Below are 21,213 nucleotides of genomic sequence, written 5' to 3' on the forward strand. Positions count from 1 at the left end.
TCCCCTTTGCCCAAGTAGAAAGTTATGTGATATTAAACGGACACGCCGTTTTGAGCTGCTTTTTTCATTTGCTCTGGGTAACCGTATGAACCATGTTCAGACAAGTCCAGACCAATGATTTCTTCTTCCTCTGTTACACGAAGACCAACTGTAGCTTTAAGAATTCCTAAGATAATGAATGATAGTACAAGTACGAATGCCAATGCTCCGAAAACGCCAAGCGCTTGAATACCTAATTGGTGCAAACCGCCGCCGTAGAATAACCCCGCGCCACCGATACCAACTTTAGCCGAAAGATCAGGAGTTGCGAACAGACCCGTGGAAAGCGTACCCCAGATACCAGCGATACCATGTACAGAGAATGCGTAGATTGGATCGTCGATACCAGCTTTTTCAAACCATTGCGCCGTGAAGAAAGTAACAATACCTGCTACCGCACCGATAACAATCGCAGCCCAAGTGTCTACGAATGCACACGCTGCTGTAATTGCAACAAGTGCTGCAAGAACACCGTTCAACATGCTAGGAATATCCGCTTTACCAAAGTACATCCAGGAAATAATCAGTGCAGCAACGCCGCCTGCCGCAGCAGCCATGTTCGTTGTCAAAGCGATGTAACCGAAGAATCCATCCCCCATTGCACTTAGCGTACTACCTGGGTTGAATCCGAACCAACCGATCCAAAGAATGATAACACCGAGAACAGACAACACTTGGTTATGACCAGGAATTAGATTTGGCGTTTTATCTTTATTATATTTGCCAATACGTGGTTTTAACAAGATCGTAGCTACTAGAGCCGCTGTTGCACCTTGTAAGTGAACGACCGTTGATCCCGCAAAATCTTGCATACCAAGCTTACTCAACCAGCCGCCACCCCATACCCAGTGAGCAACGATTGGATAAATTACAACGGTGAACAAAATTCCGAAGATAAAGTAAACCGGAAGCTTCGCTCTTTCTGCAAATCCACCCCAAGCAATGGCCAAGGATACACCTGCGAAAGCCAGTTGGAACAAGAACTTGATTCCGATAGGCACATCAGAAGCAGATAGGGACCCGAATGCCGCTGTAGCTTGATCTTCCAATCCTGTAACGAAGAACCCTGTTGTTCCGAAGAAGGCATTGCCATCACCGAAGGCGAAACCGAAACCAACAGCCCAGAATGCAATGGCACATAGTCCGAAGGTTAAGATTGTTTTACCGGCTACGTGACCGGCATTTTTCATTCTAGTCGACCCTGCTTCTAATAAGGCGAAACCAGCTTGCATGAAGATAACTAAAATTGCGGCTAACATGACCCAAACGGCATCGATTGCACTTTGCAATTGGGGAACTGTTGCTTCATCTGCAGCAAATGCGAGAGTAGGGAACAGCAGGGCCATGACACCAAAAGCTAACAACAACTTCTTAACCATACGACCACTTCCTTTAATGTTAGATTAAATAACATGTAATGAAACTCTTAATGTCATTATATACAGGTTATATGGGTTTGACAATAGGATTTTCTCTAAAAAAATGAAAAAAGCGAAAAATAACCTGACATCGAACAGGCATAATTCGTGTTTTCATTAATTTTTTGTGAAAAATGTTAAGATTCCTATCTTAGAACCCTTGTCAGGTATGCTAAGCATCACGTTTGACTGTACGGTTTGTAATCAGGTATCATTATTATAGAAGCAATTTATTATATGACATTGGAGTAGGGGTGAATGAAACATGGAAAATGAGAAGCTATACAAAATCGGGGAACTCGCCAAACTCGCCGATGTTAGTTCTCGGACCATTGATTACTACACCAAGCTTAACTTGATCGAACCCGAGAAAAGATCCGATACGAACTACCGACTTTATAGCGATGAAACTTTGAATCGACTTAAACGTATTGAAACTATGAAGAACGAGAAATATACCCTAGAGGAGATCAAAGCGAACTTACAGCAATGGAGCAAGGTATCCCAAGATGACACCGTGAGAGATAAGCTGACATCCATTCAACTTCATCTTGAACAGTTAATGAAGGAAGCCAAAGAACTTGGGCCTATCATCCAACAGCTGAAGCCAAATCAGCTCAAAAAGCTCTATCGCATTCTAACGCAACCAACTGCGGCATGCATTGAAGCATTAATAGTTCTTCTAGGTAAAAATCCGTTCTCATAACGAATTACGGAGGCATGTGAAATGTTATTTTTTCACCCAATGGATTTTCTCATTATTATTGCATTCGCTCTTTCTTTGTGGGCTTCGTTCAGAGTTCGCGGAACATTCAACAAATGGTCTAGTGTCCCTGTCTACTCAGGAATGACAGGCGCTCAAGCCGCACGTCGGATGCTGGATGCCAATGGGCTCTATGATGTCCCAGTTGAAGCCGTACGAGGCACGTTAACAGACCACTACGACCCGACGGCTAGAGTAGTTCGATTATCAGAGCCTGTCTACTATGAAAGCTCCATATCTGCCGTTTCCGTCGCCTGTCACGAAGTCGGGCATGCGATTCAGCACAAAGTACATTATCCTATGCTCGTTGCAAGACATTACATGTTCCCTGTCGTAAATTTTGCATCCGGCGTAGCTCCACTTTTAATTTTAGCGGGGTTCTTATTCCAACAGATTCCATGGCTTCTCGGTCTGGGCATTATCTTTTTCGCAGCAGCCGTCGCCTTTCAACTGGTCACCTTGCCGGTAGAATTCAACGCTAGCTCCAGAGCCCGCGATTTGATGGTTTCCGAAGGATTCATCTCCAATCAGGAAGAACGCGGGGTAGCCAAGGTCCTTAATGCAGCAGCACTTACTTATGTCGCGGCAGCGTTAATCTCTGTGCTTGAGCTACTGAAATATATCATGATATTTACCGGTCGTAATAACGACGATTAATACAAAAAAGCTCTCCATTGCGCTGCAGCATAAGCGGCACACAGGAGAGCTTTTATTATTGAAAGTATTCTTGCAGAAAGCGCCTGAACACTTCAGCTACCAATGGAAGCTTTTCGCCTTTCCGGCTTATCAAGCCTACTGTACGTGTCACTTGCGGATCGGTAACACGGATTTTGGCAGGCTGCATCTGCCCACCTTCCATCAACGCCATCGCAGGCAGCAAGCTGACCCCCATCCCCGCGGCAACGAGACCACGAATAGTGTCCGTCTCTTCTCCCTCGAATTCGATTTTCGGGACGAAGCCGGCCTTTAAGCACGCCTCCATGACAATAGAGCGCAGCGTATACTCTTCACTAAACATAACAAAGTTTTCATGTTTCAACTGTTCGAGACGAATCGACGTATAATCAGCAAGAATATGATTGGCCGGAATAATCGCATATAATTCTTCCGTCAGCAGTAATTCCCCTGTCACATGCTCATGGGACTCTGGAAATGGCGAAATAAATGCAAGATCGATCTCACCTTTGGTAACATCTCGAATCAAAGATGTGTACGTCCCCTGGCGAAGCCGAAACTTCACATTAGGATGATCTTTCTTAAAAGAGGCAACGACAGCTGGAAGTAAATTAATAACTAAGCTGTGCGGGAAACCGATACGAATTTCCCCTGCCTCGGGATCAAGAAATTCATGCATCTCACCAACGGCGCGCTCCAGGTCAGTCAATATCCCCTCGATGCGGCTTAAGAATAAGTGACCAACCGAAGTCAGATGCAGGTTACGCCCTTTTTGAACAAATAAATTCACGCCAAGCTCCTCTTCTAAGAGATGAATTTGGCGGCTAACAGCGGACTGAGCCACATGCATTTCCTCTGCGGCTTGGGTCACGTGCTGCTTTCTTGCAACTTTCACAAAATACTGCAATTGTCTTAATTCCACTTGGATGAATCCCCCGACTTTTCTTACAGGATTACGAATCTGTCAATATTTTATGCATTTAAATTATAGCCTCACAGCTTCAATTGGACAACCTAACTTCAAAAAGCTTATAATGAAAAAGTTGTTAAATAGCATGGAAATCAAAGGAGGAACTGTTCAAATGGCTCAAGACCGTACTGGTGTTGCTACAATCAAAGGCAATCCGATCACCTTGGTGGGACCTGAAATTAAAGTAGGTGACAAAGCACCTAACTTCACTGTGAACAAAGACTTGATGACACAAGTAACCTTGGCAGATTATGCTGGTAAAGTAAAGCTGATCAGCGTTGTTCCATCCTTGGACACAGGTGTTTGTGACGCACAAACTCGCCGCTTCAACGAAGAAGCAGCTGGCCTAGGTGACAATGTCACTGTACTGACAATTAGCGTTGATCTTCCTTTCGCACAATCCCGTTGGTGCGGAGCAGCTGGAATCGACAAAGTTATCACATTGTCCGATTACAAAACAAAATCCTTCGGTGAAGCATATGGCGTATTGATCAAAGAGCTTCAACTTGATATGCGTTCAATCTTCGTTATCGATGCTAACGATACCGTTCAATACGTGGAATACCTGGGCGAAATGACAGCACACCCTAACTACGAAGCAGCTGTAGCAGCTGTTAAAAAATTAATTTAATAGAAACAAATAAAACAGCAAGGAGGCCAAGCTTCCCTGCTGTTTTTATTATCCTTCAATTTTATATTGAGCTAGTTTACGGTCTAATTGTTTGTAAATATCTATAATTGTACGGTAGTTGGAACCAAGGTCCCCCATTGAGCCTCGGGATGCTGAATAAATATCCACTGCCGTTTTCACGGGATTAATCGCGAACAGTGTCAAAGTAACATCCTGTGTTCTGCCTGTCATTGTTTTGCGTTCTGCGAGAATTTCGCCTACACTTTGGACTTCGTGGAGCAGCTTATAACCCGGTGTCTTCTTCAAAACTGCCGTAACCTCTTCCCATACCTGCTCTTTGGGAAGCTTGTAATACCTTGTTTTCAGCAAAGGATCTTTGGCTTTATCTCCGGTCGTTTCGTGACTGCGAAGTAATCCGATTAAAGTTCTCTTAAGCAAAAGCCTTTCCCCCTTCAATGAAGTGCATTTAGACCGCTTGCCTTCTCTACACTGCTCTCTATATTACCACTGTTTGGGGATAAGAAAAAGAGGGAAAATGAAATCGGTAGGATTACTCCACAGTCATTTAGACAAATTTACTCATTAATTTCCAAAAAAGGTGCTATAAAGCAAATAGGCATTTAGAGCTGCAATTAACACCGCTACGATCCAACTAAGCACAATCATCCACTTTGGTGTGATAAGTTCACCCATTTTTTTACGGTCAGAAGTAAACTTCACTAGCGGAATGACAGCAAAGGAAAGCTGCAAAGACAGAATGACTTGACTTAGAATAAGCAAATCAGTAGCGCCGCTTTCTCCATAGATGCCAATGACAATAACAGCCGGAATGATCGCAATCATTCGGGTGATCAAACGGCGAAGCCATGGTGAAAGACGGATATTCAGAAAGCCTTCCATGACGATTTGTCCGGCTAATGTCCCAGTGAGCGTTGAATTTTGCCCTGAGGCTAGTAACGCAACAGCAAACAATACACTCGCGGCGCCGGTACCTAACATAGGTCCTAGCAGATGATAGGCATCCTGTATCTCAGCCACTTCTGTACCTGCTGAGTGAAAAGCTGCTGCAGAAAGAATAAGAATAGCCGCGTTGACGAATAAAGCCAGCATTAATGCTACAGTAGAATCAATCGTTGCGAATTTGATGGCCTCGCGTTTACCTTGAATCGTTGGTTCAATTTTACGCGTTTGAACGATCGATGAATGCAAATATAAATTATGAGGCATAACCGTCGCCCCGAGAATCCCAAGAGCAATATATAACATAGCAGGATTGGTTACAATTTCAGTTGTCGGAATAAACCCTGCTGCTACAGCCGCAAAATCAGGTTGAGAAAAGATGAGTTCCATGACAAAACAAAAAGTAATAAGTGCAATCAAACTTATAACCATGGCCTCAATATAACGAAAGCCTCTTTTTTGAAGCATCAATACCAAAAGAACGTCTATCGATGTTAATATGACACCATAAATCAATGGAATACCGAACAGCAAGTTTAAGGCAATCGCTGCACCAATGACTTCCGCTAAATCACAAGCGGCAATCGCTAATTCACATAGAACCCATAATACGAATGATACAGGCTTGCTGTAATGATCCCGACAAGCTTGCGCTAAGTCACGCCCTGTTACAATGCCCAAGCGGCCAGCCAAGGCCTGCAGGAGAATAGCCATGAGGTTCGAAATTAAGATGACAGACAAAAGGGTGTATCCAAACTTGGAACCTCCCGCTAAGTCCGTCGCCCAGTTCCCAGGATCCATATACCCAACCGCGACGAGATAGCCAGGGCCTACGAATGCAAGTAATTTACGTATGAAGCCTGCCTTTTTGGGTACTCGCATACTTTGATGAACTTCAGGTAAACTCGGCATCGAGGATTTACCTTTCCAGCCTTCACCTTCATGCTCAGCTTCTTTATATGCTATTGACATAGATATCTCCTTCTTTCGTAAGACCAATAATGTTGTCCTAAGGAAACATTTTATTTAGAATTATACTATATAAACCCATACTATGCTATAGGCAAACACTTATGTGCATACGAAATAAATTTTCCCATGGGAAAAACCAAAAATGAGGAGTTAATTCCACAATGAAAATTCGTCCAATCGCAAATGATCTAGAATTGAAAGCAGCTCATAATATTGAAATGAACGTGTATACGCAAGAGTCCGCTGCATCGTGGGATGCTTTTCAGATGAGGATGGAACTGTTCGGACGCTATTTTCTGGTAGCTGAATCCGATTCGAGTTCTGAGCAGCCAATTGTTGGTGTAGCCAATGGGGTCCGATTAAATCACAACAACCTCTCGGATGAGAGCATCAAACAGGGCGTTGATTATGATACTGACGGCCTTTATTTTTGTCTGCTGACGATCGCCGTGCATCCTGATTACCAACGACAAGGCATTGCCGCTAATCTTCTCCAAGAAATGATACGAAAGACGAAAGATGATGGTTTAAAAGGTATTATTTTAATGTGTGAAAAACATTTGATTTCATTCTATGAAAGATATGGATTTCGGTACATTGGCCCATCGGCATCGGAGCACGGCGGAATTCAGTGGTATGAAATGAATTTGATATGGCAATAGACGAAAAAAATCTCATCAAAAGAAGGATTTTTATATTTTCGTACGAATAATATAAAAGATCCATCTTTGTATATTTATTAAACAAACAAAGATAATGAATGACTAATTCTATTTTCAACAAAGGGTGAATGCTTATGTCGTATTTTATGGGGTTAGATTTAGGAACTTCTGCTGTTAAATGTATTCTAGTAGATAACTCAGGAAATGTCATTGGGAGCCATAGCGTCGAGTATCCGCTTCAGCAGCCTCATCCCGGTTGGGCAGAGCAGCATCCTGAGGACTGGTGGAACGCCACCGTCGAGGGGATTCGCGCGCTCTTAACGAAAACAAACATCCCTGGCAGCGATGTTGCAGGTATTGGCTTTTCCGGCCAGATGCACGGGTCGGTCTTCCTTGACGAGGCGCAGCAGGTCATCCGACCTGCGCTGCTCTGGTGCGACCAGCGCACTGCCGAGCAGTGCGCCTACATCGAGTCGACCGTCGGCGAAGCCGAACTCGGCCGACTTACGGGCAATCGGGCGCTGACCGGCTTCACCGCGCCCAAGGTCATTTGGCTCCGGCAGCATGAGCCGGAGAATTACGCACGCGTTCGGCATCTGCTGCTGCCGAAGGACTACGTCAGGCTGCGCCTGACGGGTGCGTTCGGCATGGACATGGCCGACGCAAGCGGCACGCTGCTGCTGGACGTCGCACACCGCAGCTGGTCGCAAACCGTCGCCGAGCGGTTGGAGATTCCGCTCGAGTGGCTGCCGCCGCTCTTTGAGTCCGGCGACGTAGCCGGCCACCTGCTGCCGGAAGCAGCTAGCCTGACCGGCCTAGCTGCAGGCACGCCGATCGTAGCCGGCGGCGGAGACCAAGCTTGCGGCGCCGTTGGTGTTGGCGTCGTCCGCCAAGGCATCGCGTCGGTGGCGCTCGGCACTTCCGGTGTCGTCTTCGTTCACGACGACACGTATCAAGTGGATGAAGCGTACCGGCTTCATTCCTTCTGTCACGGCGTGCCTGGCAAATGGCACCGCATGGGGGTTATGCTGGCGGCCGGCGGCTCGTTCCAGTGGTGGCGCAACCACTTCGCGCACGAGGAGCTTGAGCGTGCGCAGCAAGAAGGCAAAGACGTCTACGAGATCTTGACGTCTGAGGCGTCCACTGCTCCCTTAGGCAGCGAAGGCTTGCTGTTCCTGCCTTACTTGTCCGGGGAGCGGACGCCGCACCCAGATCCCAAAGCCCGCGGCGCCTTCATCGGCCTGAATCTCAGACACGGCAAAGCGCATCTGACCCGCGCCGTTCTTGAAGGCATTACGTTTGGGCTGCGCGACTCTCTTCAATTAATAAGGGAGTCCGGCGTAGAGGTGACCGAACTTCGCGTGAACGGTGGCGGTGCTAGAAGCCCGTTCTGGCGTCAAATGATTGCCGACATCTTCGGCATCCCAGTTGTCACAGTTAACTCTACAGACGGCCCTGCTTATGGTGCTGCCATCATGGCTGCTTCAGGCGTCCTTGGAGAGGACATCACTTCGCTTTGTGAGAAATGGATTCAAGTCACAGACCGTGTAGAGCCGAATGTAGATAATCAAAATAAATATGAAGCTTATTATCAAATTTACCGTGGCCTCTACGGCACGCTTCAAAACACCTTCCACCAATTAAGCGACCTTGCCGGTCAATCTTAATTGAACTAAAAAAGCGGTTGAACAGGAAACTTTCCTGATCAACCGCTTTATTTGTACGTATGAAGACGCAAAGAAACCCGCCTATGCCGTCCGGTTTTTGTGCTTCAAACCCGCTCTCGCAGGTGGGTGTCCGCAGAAGTGTATTTGAGGTCCCCTTTCGAGGGCATGTCAGCCACACTTCGATTTAGGTCTCCCTAGAAACAGTCATTGGTTTAAAACAACTTAAAACCGTTACGTACATCGCAGGATTCTTTTGTAGTTCTTATTATAGTGCTGTACCGGCTGATAATCAACTGGTAGCTTTATTCTCTATTCTTTTCGTCATTTTTATGCAGACTAACCGCAGAATTTCTAGTTTCTGTTTCTTCTTCGACCCTATCTTCCGAGTTAGCTTCAGCTTCAGCCTGAGCTTCTTCAAGCTTCTGCTGCTCTTTCTCTTCGAGTTCCTGCTGCTTAATTTGCAGTTTGGTGAAACTGCGATTAAACTGCCAGAATGAAAAGGTTGCCATAATGCTTCCCATGAAGAACACAACAAGGAAGAAATTAAACTTCGTAACACAAATGTAGAAAATCGCTCCGTTACAAAGCAGCAACACGATGGAGTTGATTGGATTTCCAATTGAGATCAAGACGGAATTTTTCAAAATTTGGAAAATCTTCATATGCAGGTGAACCATAATGGAAAAGAAATTAAATAAGGAAATGATCATGATGACCGTGAATGCAATGAACAAAACGGCCAATATTTTGAGAGAACTTCCTTGTTTTAAGTAAAAGAAGTAATTCACGCTAATGATGACGAAGATGAGAACGAAGAAAATACCGCCGACCATACTCTGCACGTAATTTTCTTTATATCCGCGAAAAAATGTTTTCAGCAGAGGAACATCTTCTTCTCCAGTAACCCATTTCCTAGCAACTGCGAACATGGCAGTAGTCGCCGGGAATAAAGTAAACGGTGCCAAAATTGCGATGATCGGTAACATGGCTTTCAGCCCATCAGGAGATGGACTAACCAATCCCATAAAACCAAAAAAGAAAACCGGAATTGAACACAAAATCCATAAAAGATTTATCACCGATAAACGCATGATCCATTCTGATATTTTGTAAAGTCCTCCCATTACTCCTCTAAACTCCAAAACCGCTTCCTCCTTAGCGTTTCCTTCAGGAAACTTTCTACGTTGATAGTCCATAAATCTTCGAAAAGCTTGTCTCGCTAACCTTGGTTTAATTATAGCCTATTTTTGAACATATAGGTAGACGTCTAGTCGTTCTAGGTTCTTCAACGATTGAAAAAAGGCGAAGATCCTCCAAGGATCTCCGCCTTTATTTCGTGGGTGTAACCCCTTATTTATTTACCAAAGTGTCTTCGCTTTTACGAGGAGCTCTGGAACGATCGCGGTTGCCCGGATTGTTGCTTCCGTATTCACGGTTTCTGGAAGAGGAGCTGCGTCCTTCTCCGCCTTCTCTGTTTGAACCGTAATCTCTGCCGCCATCTTTACGCGGGTAACGGGAATTGGAGCTTCCTGAACCGGATCCGTATCCGCCGCCTTGACGACGATCGCTTGATCCAGAACCATATCCGCCACCAACGCGTCGGCCTGAGCTGCGCACGTCGAATTTTTTCTTTCTAGCACGGATTGGATCTTCCGGAGTCAACTCGATATTCAGTTCTTTTTTGTCGCCTGTCAAAAGCTTCATAGCTGCTGCAAGTAAGTTGACAGAATCGTATTGCTCAAGCATTTGGATAGCCAAACCTTTGAATTCGAATTGTGCATCATTTTGAAGCACATCAAGAATACGCTCAGCTGTCATTTTTTGCTTGCCTTCGATCGCTTCCGCCAAGCTAGGCAATGGCTTTTTGCTAATTTTGTGACGAGTAACTTTCTCGATGAAGTGCAAGTGATCGATTTCTCTTGGTGTTACAAACGTCCAAGCTGTACCTTCTTTACCAGCACGTCCTGTACGACCGATACGGTGAACGTAGCTTTCCGGATCTTGCGGAAGGTCAAAGTTGATAACATGCGTTACGCCGGACACATCAAGTCCACGAGCTGCTACATCCGTAGCAACCAGCACGTCGATGCTTCCGTCACGGAATTTTCTCATCACATTGTCACGTTGATTTTGGGATAAATCTCCGTGTAAACCTTCTGCAGCATAACCTCTTTTTTGTAGAGCTTCCGCTAATTCATCAACGCGGCGTTTAGTACGTCCGAAGATGATGGCCAGTTCCGGAGCTTCCATATCAAGCAAGCGGCTTAATGCTTCGAATTTTTGTTTTTCGTGCAATTCGATATACGCTTGATCAATCAGCGGAGCGCTGACTTGTTTCGGGATTACCGATACATGCTCAGGATTACGCAGGAATTGCTGCGCCAATCTCTGGATGTTCGCCGGCATCGTTGCTGAGAACAACATCGTGTGGCGCTCTTCCGGAACGAGCTTCAAGATGGATTGGATATCATCCATAAAGCCCATGTCAAGCATTTCATCTGCTTCATCCAAGATAACCGTTTGAACATCATCAAGCTTAATCGTTTTGCGATTAATGTGGTCAAGTAAACGACCAGGCGTACCGATAATGATCTGAGGTTTCTTTTTAAGTGCACGAATTTGTTTTACAATATCCTGTCCACCATAAATAGGTAAGGAGCGAATGCCTTTGAAACGGCCGAGTTTCTCAATCTCTTCCGCAACCTGGATGGCAAGTTCCCGTGTTGGACACATAATAAGAGCGGAAATACGCTCTTCTTTCATATTAATTTTGTGGATTAGCGGGATACCGAAAGCAGCTGTTTTACCAGTACCGGTTTGTGCTTGACCGATTAAATCTCGGCCTTCCATGGCTAACGGAATCGTTTTTTCTTGAATCGGTGTGGATTCTTCAAACCCCATCTCCGTTACCGCACGTAGAATCGCCGGCTCTAAACCAAACTCCTGAAATGTTTTCAAATAAATTCAATCTCCTTTTGTACAGGGCAGGCTAATGCCTTGTATCTTTTTTACCCTTAAGTACGACTTCCTATCCGTGTCTATAGTTTCTTGGTGGATAACATTTCGATTCATCATCTTCCATGATCCAATTGGCCGCCCTTAAGAACATCTAAAGTATTATAGCACAGGTTATATGCACAATGCCAGAGGCTGCTTTCATGAGCACATCAAATGATGAGAACGAAACCTTAAGCATAAGCTAAACGTATTACAGGTTAGAACAACATTCGGAACAGAGGAGAGTTTTCAATGTCCATATTTAAACGTGTAAGCAGCATTTTGCGAAGTCAGAAACAAATACCGGAAACAACCCCCGCCGGCAACCCGCTTGAAGACGCCAAAGTTGGGGATATTGTAAATGTAGACTTAGAGGAATACGTCATATCCGGTAAAGTCGTTTATTTCGACCGCGGTTTTGCTCCGCATCGCTACGCCTATTATTTGCAAAGCGGCAGAAATATTCAGTGTCTGATTGTGGAAAAAGGACGAACCTATGATTGCTTCCTTTGCAGCTTTGTTGAAGGCGCGCTCGATGATCCTAATGATGTCCCGACACGACTTGAGTTAGATGACGATTTAACGTTCGACTTGGAGTTTCATCGTAATGATGTTACGCGGACGGAAGGAAATACCGATTTCCGAAGTGGTGACGATATCATCTTCTGGCGCTACTTCGGCCCTGATCGCAGATTCTTCTTCCTTCAATGGCAAGATGGCAAGTTTATTGCTCTCGAAGGGGAGCGGACGCCGGGGAATCAGATTAAATTTTTAAAATCGACGCATTAATCCACCTGTGATATCATTTTAGTCATACCCCAAAAGGAGGGTTTACTGTAAAGTGAAACGATGGACCTCATGGCTTTCCTTCTTATTGATCATCGCCCTTCTAACCGGGTGTGGCGCTGATGCCGTACGATATATCAAAGATGAGTATCCGCTTGTCAGTGTAGAAGGCAAAGGTACTAACCTTTCTAAAGTATATTTAGTTGAAGGGAAAAATGTCCCTGCCGTAGCAACTGAGCTGGCCGCGAAAGAGTCACCTAAAGAAAAGAGCAAGGAATCGGAAGATCAAATGTTCCTTGTTTATAGCGATAAAGTCATTAATATTCAGAAAGATCCGAACGAGAGCAAGAACACCCTGGTTCAGGTAGACAGTATTGAATATGCCAAAACCCATTATGATTCCTCCTTTTTACAAGGTTTTTTGACAGCGGCTTTACTGCAGAACCTTTTCGGAGGAAGCTGGTTCAATAATAAAGGGTCTTACGATTATCGCGGTTATACGAAGACACCGACGTATAATGCAGGCTCTGGCAAAGCTACCACGCCGACTACCGATACCTCCAAGGATAAGAAACCGACTACGTCAGATCGGACGGGAACTTTCAAGAGCGGGACGGCAAATCCTAGCTCAGGCAGCTCCTCTACGGATCGTAAAAACGACGGGTCAACGCCTAGTAAGGTAACGAAGCCTTCAACCAGTAAGCCGAGCACATCAAAGAAGACCGGCTCCTTCAAAAGGCGCTAGTCACTTGGGAAAAGCTGTTGTCCACGAAATGGACACAGCTTTTTTATTTCTGTTTACTTTAATTAAACGTTGGTTAAATAATGATTGAAGTTTTGAAAGAATGAATTATACTTGCATTATGCTGCATACTATTTTAGAGGTGATTTTTTTTGAAAAAAGCGCTGGATGCCTTCATCATTTTAGTTGGCGCTCTGCTTGTCGCGGTTGGCTTCAACATGTTTCTCATCCCTCACCAGCTGCTTAGCGGCGGGGTGTCGGGATTCGCCATGATTATCGGCTACTTTACGAACTGGAACATTGGCTTATTATATTTAATTTTTAACCTGCCCCTCATGATTTGGGGTATGATTGCGATCGGCCGCAGATTCATTATGATCAGTGTTGCATCCGTCATTCTAACTTCGTGGCTGATGCAAATCCTGCCTACTAGTTATGTTGCGCAGGAGCCTATTCTTGGCGCAGTTTTCGGCGGTGTATTGATCGGGATCGGAAGCGGTATCACCTTAAGGATTGGCGGTTCCACCGGCGGCTTTGATATTGTAGGTTTGATTTTGACCCGTAAGTTTGATTTTCCATTGGGTACGATAATATCCGGAATGAACGGTATTGTCATTGTGGCTCTCGGTTATTTTAAACATAATTGGGATCTTGCCCTCTTCTCCATGTTAGCCATCTATATCTGTGGGAAAGTCGTCGATACGGTACATATTCGCCATGTTAAGGTGACGGCGTTCATCGTTACGAAACAGAAGGATGAGTTGACTCATGAGCTGCTACAGCTTCCCAGAGGTGTCACACTAGTAAAAACAGAAGGCGCTTATACGAAACAACAACATGATATGCTCATGACCGTCACAACTCGCTATGAGCTCGCTGAGCTAAAACGAATTATTAAGAAGATAGATCCCAAAGCGTTCGTAAATATCGTTGAAACCGTTGGTGTCGTTGGCGAATTCCGCAAGCTGAAGTCGTAAACCGTGTAACCAGCCTCTTTCATCCGTATTAAATTGTGTTATAATGATTGTAATTTCATATAGTTCTGGTTTCATCGTGAGTGGTTCAGGCGTAGTTCTTATTCTAATCTTATGATTGGAAGGGTGATGCTTGTGGAAACAGTCAAATTATCCAGGATTGTAATGAAATTAACACCCGAGTTGTACCCCTTCTTAACCAGCTGTGAGCTGGACTCTGAGATCGTCCTTCGGTTTGGTATCGAGGCGCTCGAGGCAGAAGATGTCATGGAGATTATTCAATTCAGCATTTCGGAACATCATAAAGACGCCCTTTATCATTAAGGGGCGTCTTTTTCTGCGGATGCACATTTTTTTACAACATTGTTATTCAATTTGTTATAATTAGGCTATATAGGTTATTATAATAACATGATATAATAGTGCATAAAGATAAATTATTGGAGGTGTCTAGCATGGGAGCATTATCTCCTTGGCACATCATCTTAATCGCAATTGTTGCCCTTCTCTTGTTCGGGCCTAATAAACTGCCTGAACTTGGCAGAGGTTTTGGCAAAATGTTTCGTGAATTCAAAGATGCAACGAGTGGAAACGGCGGTAACAATACATCTGATGATCAGCCAGTACCGGCTCGTAAAGAGATCAATCCTGCTGAAGTGAACCATACAGAGACAGGTCAGATAAACAAATAATAAAAAGCACCCGGTAATATTCTTCTACAGGGTGCTTTTATTTTTTTTAACTTCTGCTGCGCATAACGGCCTGTGTGCCTAAGAACATCGCCGCCGCGATAGCCGACATGACTGTCGCGAATATATACATGCTGGCGCCTCCCCACTGTTCACTTAGCCAGCCCCCTATGGAACCTCCGATGATCCCTGCTAATCCCATGAACACCATGGCAAGAATGGATTGCCCCGTTGATCCAAACTGCTCCGGCAGCAATCGAACGACATATTGTACGGCAACAATCCATAACACGGCGAAGGTGAGCATTTGTGTCACTTGCAAGCCGATTAACACCCAAGGGTCGGTAATCACCGAATAAAGAATCCAACGGATTGTATAAATAATCGCAACAATTCCTAGAATGGTCAGCTCATGATAGCGGTGGATATAGCGATTAATTAAGGCAAATACAGGAATTTCGCTGCATGCCGCAATCGCCCATGCCCAACTAACCATCGAGTCCGTGGCACCCAACTTATTGAGATATAAGCCCAGAAGCGCATCATTCATACGATGCGGGATTGAAATAATCAAGATCATTAACATAAACCACAGGAAGCTTTTACTTTTAAATATGATACTTATGGCACTTAGCGTAATTCGCTGTCCACTGCTCTTCTCATCCTTAATAAAGGCTAGAAGCAGAAATGGAAAAATCCACAACACCCAATAAAAATAAGGCATTCTTGCTACTCCGCCCAATTGATCCAGCAGCAGCCCCGAAATTAGCGCAACCCCCGAGAAACCGATGGAGCCCCACACCCGAACTGAGCCATAAGACATTCCACGAACAGCCGTTGACTTCACAACCAAATTATCAATGAGTGGGATCGATGGGAGCAAAAAGAAATAAAGCAGCAGGATAAAGCCTAAGGTAAGTCCGAATCCACTCGTTAAAAAAAGCCCGATGCTGCCTAATAAGGATAATACCCATAACAGAAATACGATATTTTTCACCGAATTGAATCTATCGCTTACATAGCCCCAAAAGGGCTGAGCGAATATTGAGATAAAGGGGCCAATCATCATTAACAGTCCAATTTCTGCTGCTGTGTAGCCTTTCGTTTGCAAATACAGGGGTAAATAAGGCATTAAGATTGCGCTTGAAGCATAGTAAAAAAAGTTAACTCCCGACAAAGATACAATTTGCTTATCAAGTTTCAACAACGACTACCTTCTTTCTACAACTCTCAACAAATTTCCTCTGTGCGGAGCTTGCTGCTTGCTTTATAATAAAGCAGAGAACAAGATTGGAGAGGACTTATACATCATGGAAATTTTACTTGCTTCACTTGCCCTTATTTGGGGCAATGTTACTGCCGCTAACCCTGACGCAAGCTTCGAGCAGCTCGTACAAGCATCTTTGGATGCTAAGAATGCCGTAGCAATCGTTCAACCAGCTCCTACAAATGATCCAACTGATCCTCTCGCCCCAGTAAACAAACTAGATCCGCAAAAAGACGCTCCCAAGGTTAAAGGTATCTATGCGACTGCGCACAGCGCAGGAGGTTCCCGTCTCAATACACTTGTGAAATTAATGGACGACACCGAACTGAACGCAATGGTTATCGACGTCAAAGACGATTGGGGTTACATCACGTGGGAAACCGGCAATCCAGAGCTGGACGCAATGGGCACCACCCAGAAAATCATTGGCAATATGCCCGGTCTCATGACTACGCTTAATGAACATAACATTTATCCCATTGCACGCATTGTAGTTTTCAAGGACACCGTTCTTGCCAAAAAGAAACCGGAACTATCTTTTGTTAACCCCGACGGCACGGTTTGGGGCAATGGCAAAAATCCGCCGGACAGCTTCGTAAATCCATATAACAAAGAAGTATGGGATTACAATATTGCTGTCGCCAAAGAAGCAGTCAAGGCCGGTTTCAAAGAAATTCAGTTCGATTACGTCCGCTTTCCGGAAGGCTTTGAGAAAAGAGCAGACACACTCAAATACACCAAAGATGATCGTCCCCGCATCGATGCTGTAGCTTCTTTCGTCAAATATGCCAAAGAACAATTGCAGCCGCTTGGTGTACGTGTTTCCGTTGATATTTTCGGATATGCCGCATCGGTTCCGGCAGCTGAAGGGATTGGACAAGATTTCGAGAAAATATCTCAAAATGTCGATGTCATTTCCCCAATGATTTATCCGAGTCATTACAGTACGGGCTGGTTTGGAGCTAAAGTACCAGATGCCGCTCCTTATGTGACAATTAACGGTGCATCGAAAGATACAACGAAGAAATTAGAAGCCATTGACAAAAAAGGCTGGAAACCCGTCGTTCGCCCGTGGATTCAAGATTTCACCGCCTCATGGGTACCGGGTTACATTAAATACGGCCCGCATGAGGTACAAGAACAAATTCGCGCACTGAAAGATAATGGCGTAGACGAATTCTTGCTTTGGAATGCTAATAACAACTACACACCTAATGTTAGTTATTAATCAAGGAAACACCCCGAGGCTATATACCTCAGGGTGTTTTATCGTATAATCAAGAATATGTTACCAGATTTGATGCTAAGCTGTACACAAAAAGTTACTCAAAAGCGAATAGCAATAACAAAAGATACTCTGAAGGAGTTGAAGAAATGAAAATTGTCGCCATTACGGATATGAATCTTTCCCTGATGCAGGAGCGGATGCCGCAAGATCTAAAGGGCCGCACTGAGTTTCATTGGTTTAGATCTTCAAAAGATGCTCAAGAACATATTGCTGATGCTGAAGTCATCATTACAGCGGGCCGAATACATCCGGAATACGCCACCAAAGAAAGAGCCCCTAAACTCAGATGGATGCAAACTTTATCCGCCGGGGTGGACAAGCTGCCGTTACAAGAGTTGGCAGAACGTCAAATCCCGCTGACTAACGCACGTGGAGTACATACGATTCAAATGAGTGAGTTCACGCTCAGCCTTATGCTTCAGTGGGTGCGTAAATCCAACAAGCTGTATGAATGCCAGCTCCAGAAAGAATGGTATCAACGCATCTCCGTAGGCGAGCTTTCCGGTAAAACGCTAGGTATTGTTGGGGCCGGCGCCATCGGTGAAGCCGTCGCCCGTAAAGCGAAAGCTTTTGATATGTCGGTCATCGGTTTAAATCGCTCAGGTACACCACAGCCTGGTTATGATCAAACGCTTAGCGGTGATGAGGGGCTTCGCACTTTGCTAGCCCAAAGTGATTTCGTCGTTTTGCTGCTTCCTAGCACTCCGAAAACACGGGGCTTAATTACGAAAGAACATTTAAGCTTAATGAAGCCAAGCGCCTTTCTGATCAATCTTGCTCGAGGCGATGTGATTGATGAAGGTGCATTGACGCTTATGCTGCAGGAAGGCAAGCTCGCCGGAGCAGCGCTCGATGTTTTCGAACAAGAGCCTTTGCCAGCGACTTCTCCCCTCTGGAGCATGACGAACGTGATCGTCACTCCACATATTGCAGGTTCATCCTCGCATTATACAGAGCGTGTATCCGCGATCTTTTATCATAATTTGCGAGCGCTCTTGGACGGCGGAGAAATGATGAACTTGGTGAACATTCACGAAGGCTATTAAACCATAAACGCACCTTCATCTAACGGAATTGCTTCCGAAAGATAAGGTGCGTTTTATCGTTATTTGGCAGTTATCGCTGCTAAACCTCTCATATAGGGACGAAGAGCCGCAGGAAGATAGATCGAGCCATCCGCTTGTTGATGGTTTTCAAGCAAGGGAATCAGAATCCGTGGTGTGGCTACAGCTGTATTGTTAAGTGTATAGCAGTAGTGCAGTTCGCCATTCTGATCTCGGTAACGCAGTCCACTGCGGCGTGCTTGAAAGTCAAGCAGGCTTGACGACGAGTGCGTCTCGCCATAAGCATTACGGCTCGGCATCCATGTTTCGATATCGTACTGCTTATAATTTTTGGCCCCCATATCACCGGCGCACACGGCAACGATTCGATATGGCAGCTCCAACAGATCCAGAATGTCTTCCGCATTTCTCGTGATCTGCTCCAACATGATATCAGCCATCTCCGGATCATTCTTGCAAACAATGACCTGTTCAACCTTGGCAAATTGATGAACGCGATACAATCCACGCACATCTCTTCCCGCCGAGCCAGCCTCCTTACGGAAGCAATTCGATACCGCTGCCAGCTGAACCGGACCTTCCGAGAGATCTACAATTTCATTCGCATAGTACGAAACAAGCGGTCCTTCGGAAGTACCTGCTAACCATTTGTTCTCATCTTGCAACTCATAGGTCTGATCCTTGCCTGCCGGGAAAAATGCTGCGTTCACCAGCGTTTCTTCACGAACCATCAACGGTACATCCATGACCGTAAAACCACGATCCATTAACAAATCAATAGCCAACTGTTGAACCGCCCGGTGTAAATACAATCCCATACCTTTGAGGTAATAATTGCGGGTTCCAGCTACTTTTACACCTCTTGGTATATCTAGGATGTCTAGATCTTCCCCGATTTGTAGATGATCACGAGGCTCGAAAGGAAATGATGCAGGCTCTCTTACGATTTTCACGACAACATTGTCTTGATCCGTAGCACCTTCTGGTGTGTCAGGCGAAGCAAGATTCGGCACTGTCAGCATGAGCACTTTGAACCGCTCCTCATAATGCGCAAGTTCCTCTTCGTCCGCTGCCAGGCTTACATTCCAGCTGCGAACCTTCTCCTTCAGCTTATCGGCCTCCGCTTGGTTCTTTTCAGCCATCAACGTTGCAATTTGTGCTGTAGCTCGATTACGCTCTGCTCGAAGCAAATCAACACGATGCTGCATCTGCCTCTTCTTCTCTTCTACTTCGAGAAGCTCTTCCAAGGGACAAGCGATTCCCTTTTGCTTAGCAGCTTCTTTCACCTGATCTTGATTGTTGCGAATCCATTTGATATCCAACATCTTCCGTCACCGCTTCCTTTTCGATTATGAGAAAAAGACAAAGAACGCCCCTGTCCGAATTGGGACGAGGAGCGTTCTGCTCGCGGTGCCACCCAACTTGATGACAGCAATTTCTTGCCATCATCCGCTTGGTTCCGCGATAACGGGCGGTGCCGGTTTACTTAGAGAGAGTCGATGCTTATTCAGTCATCAGCCGTTCCGATCATAAACGTCTCCGAGTTGGATGCTCTTCATAGACATAATGTCGCTTTGTACGTTGTTGGCTATTATAGACGAAGTCAATCCTCAGGTCAATAGGCTCTCTACTTACTTTGCTTACTGAGCTTATTGGGATAAACGACTTGCCAATTCATACAACTCTTTGTTGAATTCACGCTTAGTATTAACAACTAAATCGATATCCGTAGCGACTAACTCGCCTTTGATAACGCCGCAAGCTTTGGAAGAATCGCCTTCCATCAGTCTGCGAACGGCAAAATCCCCAAGACGGCTTGCCAAGATACGGTCGTTATGCGTTGGTGTTCCACCACGTTGGATGTGACCTAGAACCGTAACACGCGGCTCAATACCGACTACCTCATTGATTTGTTTCGCAACTCCATCGCCAGTGCCTGCTCCTTCAGCGATCAGGATAATACTGTGACGTTTGCCATGAGAGAAATTCTCTTTCATACGGTTAGCCACTTCGCAGATGTCAACTTCAACCTCTGGAACGATGATGGTTTCCGCACCGCTGGCTAATCCTGCATAAAGTGCAATTTCACCGCAGTGACGGCCCATAACTTCAACAACGGATGAACGCTCGTGGGAGGTCATGGTGTCGCGAAGCTTATTAATCGCATCCACGACGATACTTACCGCTGTATCGAAACCGATCGTAAAGTCTGTAAACGGAATGTCATTGTCGATAGTCCCTGGCAGACCCATCGTTTTGATTCCCAGTTTACTTAGTTTGTTCGCCCCTTGGTAGGACCCGTCCCCACCGATAACAACCAAGCCGTCAATCCCACGTCTACGCAGGTTATCCGCACCGATTTGTTGGCCTTCCGGAGTCAAAAATTCTTTACAACGCGCTGTTTGCAGAATCGTTCCGCCACGTTGAATGATATCTCCAACGCTTCTGAGATCCATTTTGCGAATATCATCGTTGATTAAACCATGATAACCACGTTGCACGGCATAAACTTCAAGTCCATGGAACAATGCGCTTCTGACAACCGCACGAACCGCTGCATTCATTCCTTGGGAGTCCCCACCGCTTGTTAAAACTGCAATTGATTTTACTGCTGACATTTCAATTTCCTCCTTCAAATTCTTGTGAATG

Annotated in this window: 21 protein-coding genes and 1 other RNA gene; 12 read left to right on the plus strand and 10 right to left on the minus strand. The window is 45.3% G+C overall.

All coding sequences use genetic code 11. The features are described from left to right. Positions 1-32: 32 nt before the first annotated feature. A complete protein-coding gene (locus tag ACUN27_RS28005) occupies positions 33-1,418 on the minus strand; it encodes an ammonium transporter (RefSeq protein ID WP_326061639.1) in 1,386 nt (461 codons plus the stop codon). A gap of 304 nt (positions 1,419-1,722) precedes the next feature. On the opposite strand from ACUN27_RS28005, the gene ACUN27_RS28010 reads away from it, so the two are divergent. Further along, positions 1,723-2,163: a MerR family transcriptional regulator gene (locus ACUN27_RS28010; protein ID WP_127454568.1), complete on the plus strand. Its 441-nt coding sequence runs from the start codon at positions 1,723-1,725 to the stop codon at positions 2,161-2,163. Between the two features lie 21 nt (positions 2,164-2,184). Beyond that, positions 2,185-2,877, plus strand: coding sequence for a zinc metallopeptidase (locus ACUN27_RS28015; protein ID WP_127454570.1), 693 nt, complete (start codon positions 2,185-2,187; stop codon positions 2,875-2,877). 55 nt (positions 2,878-2,932) lie between these two features. Here the strand turns inward: ACUN27_RS28015 and ACUN27_RS28020 are convergent, their stop codons facing one another. Then, positions 2,933-3,817 (minus strand): LysR family transcriptional regulator, encoded by an 885-nt coding sequence (locus ACUN27_RS28020; protein WP_315954167.1) that lies wholly within the window; start codon positions 3,815-3,817, stop codon positions 2,933-2,935. A 160-nt stretch (positions 3,818-3,977) separates the two neighbouring features. Here ACUN27_RS28020 and tpx point away from each other — a divergent pair, with 160 nt between their 5' ends. Then, positions 3,978-4,496: a thiol peroxidase gene (gene tpx / locus ACUN27_RS28025; RefSeq protein ID WP_127454574.1), complete on the plus strand. Its 519-nt coding sequence runs from the start codon at positions 3,978-3,980 to the stop codon at positions 4,494-4,496. Positions 4,497-4,544: 48 nt separating this feature from the next. Here tpx and ACUN27_RS28030 read toward each other — a convergent pair whose 3' ends face one another. Continuing rightward, positions 4,545-4,934, minus strand: a complete 390-nt coding sequence (locus ACUN27_RS28030; protein WP_127454576.1) for a DUF1499 domain-containing protein — start codon at positions 4,932-4,934, stop codon at positions 4,545-4,547. Between the two features lie 144 nt (positions 4,935-5,078). After that, a complete protein-coding gene (locus ACUN27_RS28035; RefSeq protein WP_315954168.1) occupies positions 5,079-6,428 on the minus strand; it encodes an Nramp family divalent metal transporter in 1,350 nt (449 codons plus the stop codon). A gap of 161 nt (positions 6,429-6,589) precedes the next feature. Between ACUN27_RS28035 and ACUN27_RS28040 the strand changes: the two genes are divergently transcribed. After that, on the plus strand, positions 6,590-7,090 hold the full coding sequence (locus ACUN27_RS28040) for a GNAT family N-acetyltransferase (RefSeq protein ID WP_326061071.1): 501 nt from the start codon (positions 6,590-6,592) through the stop codon (positions 7,088-7,090). A gap of 134 nt (positions 7,091-7,224) precedes the next feature. Continuing rightward, positions 7,225-8,757: a xylulokinase gene (gene xylB / locus ACUN27_RS28045; protein WP_315954170.1), complete on the plus strand. Its 1,533-nt coding sequence runs from the start codon at positions 7,225-7,227 to the stop codon at positions 8,755-8,757. Between the two features lie 70 nt (positions 8,758-8,827). Here xylB and ssrS read toward each other — a convergent pair. The 3 genes from ssrS to ACUN27_RS28060 all read right to left on the minus strand — a co-directional run bounded on the left by ssrS (position 8,828) and on the right by ACUN27_RS28060 (position 11,715). Then, a non-coding RNA gene (gene ssrS, locus ACUN27_RS28050) (6S RNA) lies at positions 8,828-9,009 on the minus strand. A gap of 50 nt (positions 9,010-9,059) precedes the next feature. Next, positions 9,060-9,899 carry a YesL family protein gene (locus ACUN27_RS28055; protein WP_326061070.1) on the minus strand — a complete coding sequence of 280 codons (840 nt, stop codon included), beginning with the start codon at positions 9,897-9,899 and terminating at the stop codon, positions 9,060-9,062. A gap of 208 nt (positions 9,900-10,107) precedes the next feature. Next, positions 10,108-11,715 (minus strand): DEAD/DEAH box helicase, encoded by a 1,608-nt coding sequence (locus tag ACUN27_RS28060; protein ID WP_315954172.1) that lies wholly within the window; start codon positions 11,713-11,715, stop codon positions 10,108-10,110. A 291-nt stretch (positions 11,716-12,006) separates the two neighbouring features. Between ACUN27_RS28060 and ACUN27_RS28065 the strand changes: the two genes are divergently transcribed. From ACUN27_RS28065 to ACUN27_RS28085, 5 genes are all read left to right on the plus strand, one after another. Continuing rightward, positions 12,007-12,543, plus strand: a complete 537-nt coding sequence (locus ACUN27_RS28065; RefSeq protein ID WP_315954173.1) for a DUF4178 domain-containing protein — start codon at positions 12,007-12,009, stop codon at positions 12,541-12,543. Positions 12,544-12,595: 52 nt separating this feature from the next. Next, positions 12,596-13,285, plus strand: a complete 690-nt coding sequence (locus ACUN27_RS28070) for a DUF4247 domain-containing protein (RefSeq protein WP_315954174.1) — start codon at positions 12,596-12,598, stop codon at positions 13,283-13,285. A gap of 149 nt (positions 13,286-13,434) precedes the next feature. Then, positions 13,435-14,259 (plus strand): YitT family protein, encoded by an 825-nt coding sequence (locus tag ACUN27_RS28075; protein WP_315954175.1) that lies wholly within the window; start codon positions 13,435-13,437, stop codon positions 14,257-14,259. A 162-nt stretch (positions 14,260-14,421) separates the two neighbouring features. Beyond that, positions 14,422-14,580, plus strand: coding sequence for a hypothetical protein (locus ACUN27_RS28080; RefSeq protein ID WP_407945420.1), 159 nt, complete (start codon positions 14,422-14,424; stop codon positions 14,578-14,580). A gap of 131 nt (positions 14,581-14,711) precedes the next feature. Beyond that, the gene (locus tag ACUN27_RS28085; RefSeq protein WP_315954176.1) at positions 14,712-14,948 is read left to right on the plus strand and encodes a Sec-independent protein translocase subunit TatA/TatB; all 237 of its coding nucleotides are present in this window, start codon (positions 14,712-14,714) and stop codon (positions 14,946-14,948) included. A 46-nt stretch (positions 14,949-14,994) separates the two neighbouring features. Here the strand turns inward: ACUN27_RS28085 and ACUN27_RS28090 are convergent, their stop codons facing one another. Then, positions 14,995-16,152, minus strand: a complete 1,158-nt coding sequence (locus ACUN27_RS28090; RefSeq protein WP_326061068.1) for an MFS transporter — start codon at positions 16,150-16,152, stop codon at positions 14,995-14,997. A gap of 103 nt (positions 16,153-16,255) precedes the next feature. On the opposite strand from ACUN27_RS28090, the gene ACUN27_RS28095 reads away from it, so the two are divergent. Continuing rightward, on the plus strand, positions 16,256-17,440 hold the full coding sequence (locus tag ACUN27_RS28095) for a putative glycoside hydrolase (RefSeq protein WP_315954178.1): 1,185 nt from the start codon (positions 16,256-16,258) through the stop codon (positions 17,438-17,440). A gap of 146 nt (positions 17,441-17,586) precedes the next feature. Then, a complete protein-coding gene (locus ACUN27_RS28100) occupies positions 17,587-18,546 on the plus strand; it encodes a D-2-hydroxyacid dehydrogenase (RefSeq protein ID WP_315954179.1) in 960 nt (319 codons plus the stop codon). Positions 18,547-18,605: 59 nt separating this feature from the next. On the opposite strand, the gene serS is transcribed toward ACUN27_RS28100, so the two are convergent. Both serS and pfkA read right to left on the minus strand, forming a co-directional pair. After that, positions 18,606-19,889: a serine--tRNA ligase gene (gene serS, locus ACUN27_RS28105; RefSeq protein ID WP_326061066.1), complete on the minus strand. Its 1,284-nt coding sequence runs from the start codon at positions 19,887-19,889 to the stop codon at positions 18,606-18,608. Positions 19,890-20,213: 324 nt separating this feature from the next. Further along, the gene (pfkA, locus tag ACUN27_RS28110; RefSeq protein WP_326061065.1) at positions 20,214-21,182 is read right to left on the minus strand and encodes a 6-phosphofructokinase; all 969 of its coding nucleotides are present in this window, start codon (positions 21,180-21,182) and stop codon (positions 20,214-20,216) included. Positions 21,183-21,213: the final 31 nt, after the last annotated feature.

It is taken from the genome of Paenibacillus sp. WC2504, assembly GCF_052682475.1.

Coding starts and splice junctions, on each gene's coding strand:
- ACUN27_RS28005 (WP_326061639.1), bottom strand. CDS start 1,418: ATGGTTAAGAAGTTGTTGTTAGCTTTTGGTGTCATGGCCCTGCTGTTC.
- ACUN27_RS28010 (WP_127454568.1), top strand. CDS start 1,723: ATGGAAAATGAGAAGCTATACAAAATCGGGGAACTCGCCAAACTCGCC.
- ACUN27_RS28015 (WP_127454570.1), top strand. CDS start 2,185: ATGTTATTTTTTCACCCAATGGATTTTCTCATTATTATTGCATTCGCT.
- tpx (WP_127454574.1), top strand. CDS start 3,978: ATGGCTCAAGACCGTACTGGTGTTGCTACAATCAAAGGCAATCCGATC.
- ACUN27_RS28035 (WP_315954168.1), bottom strand. CDS start 6,428: ATGTCAATAGCATATAAAGAAGCTGAGCATGAAGGTGAAGGCTGGAAA.
- ACUN27_RS28040 (WP_326061071.1), top strand. CDS start 6,590: ATGAAAATTCGTCCAATCGCAAATGATCTAGAATTGAAAGCAGCTCAT.
- xylB (WP_315954170.1), top strand. CDS start 7,225: ATGTCGTATTTTATGGGGTTAGATTTAGGAACTTCTGCTGTTAAATGT.
- ACUN27_RS28065 (WP_315954173.1), top strand. CDS start 12,007: ATGTCCATATTTAAACGTGTAAGCAGCATTTTGCGAAGTCAGAAACAA.
- ACUN27_RS28080 (WP_407945420.1), top strand. CDS start 14,422: ATGAAATTAACACCCGAGTTGTACCCCTTCTTAACCAGCTGTGAGCTG.
- ACUN27_RS28085 (WP_315954176.1), top strand. CDS start 14,712: ATGGGAGCATTATCTCCTTGGCACATCATCTTAATCGCAATTGTTGCC.
- ACUN27_RS28095 (WP_315954178.1), top strand. CDS start 16,256: ATGGAAATTTTACTTGCTTCACTTGCCCTTATTTGGGGCAATGTTACT.
- ACUN27_RS28100 (WP_315954179.1), top strand. CDS start 17,587: ATGAAAATTGTCGCCATTACGGATATGAATCTTTCCCTGATGCAGGAG.
- serS (WP_326061066.1), bottom strand. CDS start 19,889: ATGTTGGATATCAAATGGATTCGCAACAATCAAGATCAGGTGAAAGAA.
- pfkA (WP_326061065.1), bottom strand. CDS start 21,182: ATGTCAGCAGTAAAATCAATTGCAGTTTTAACAAGCGGTGGGGACTCC.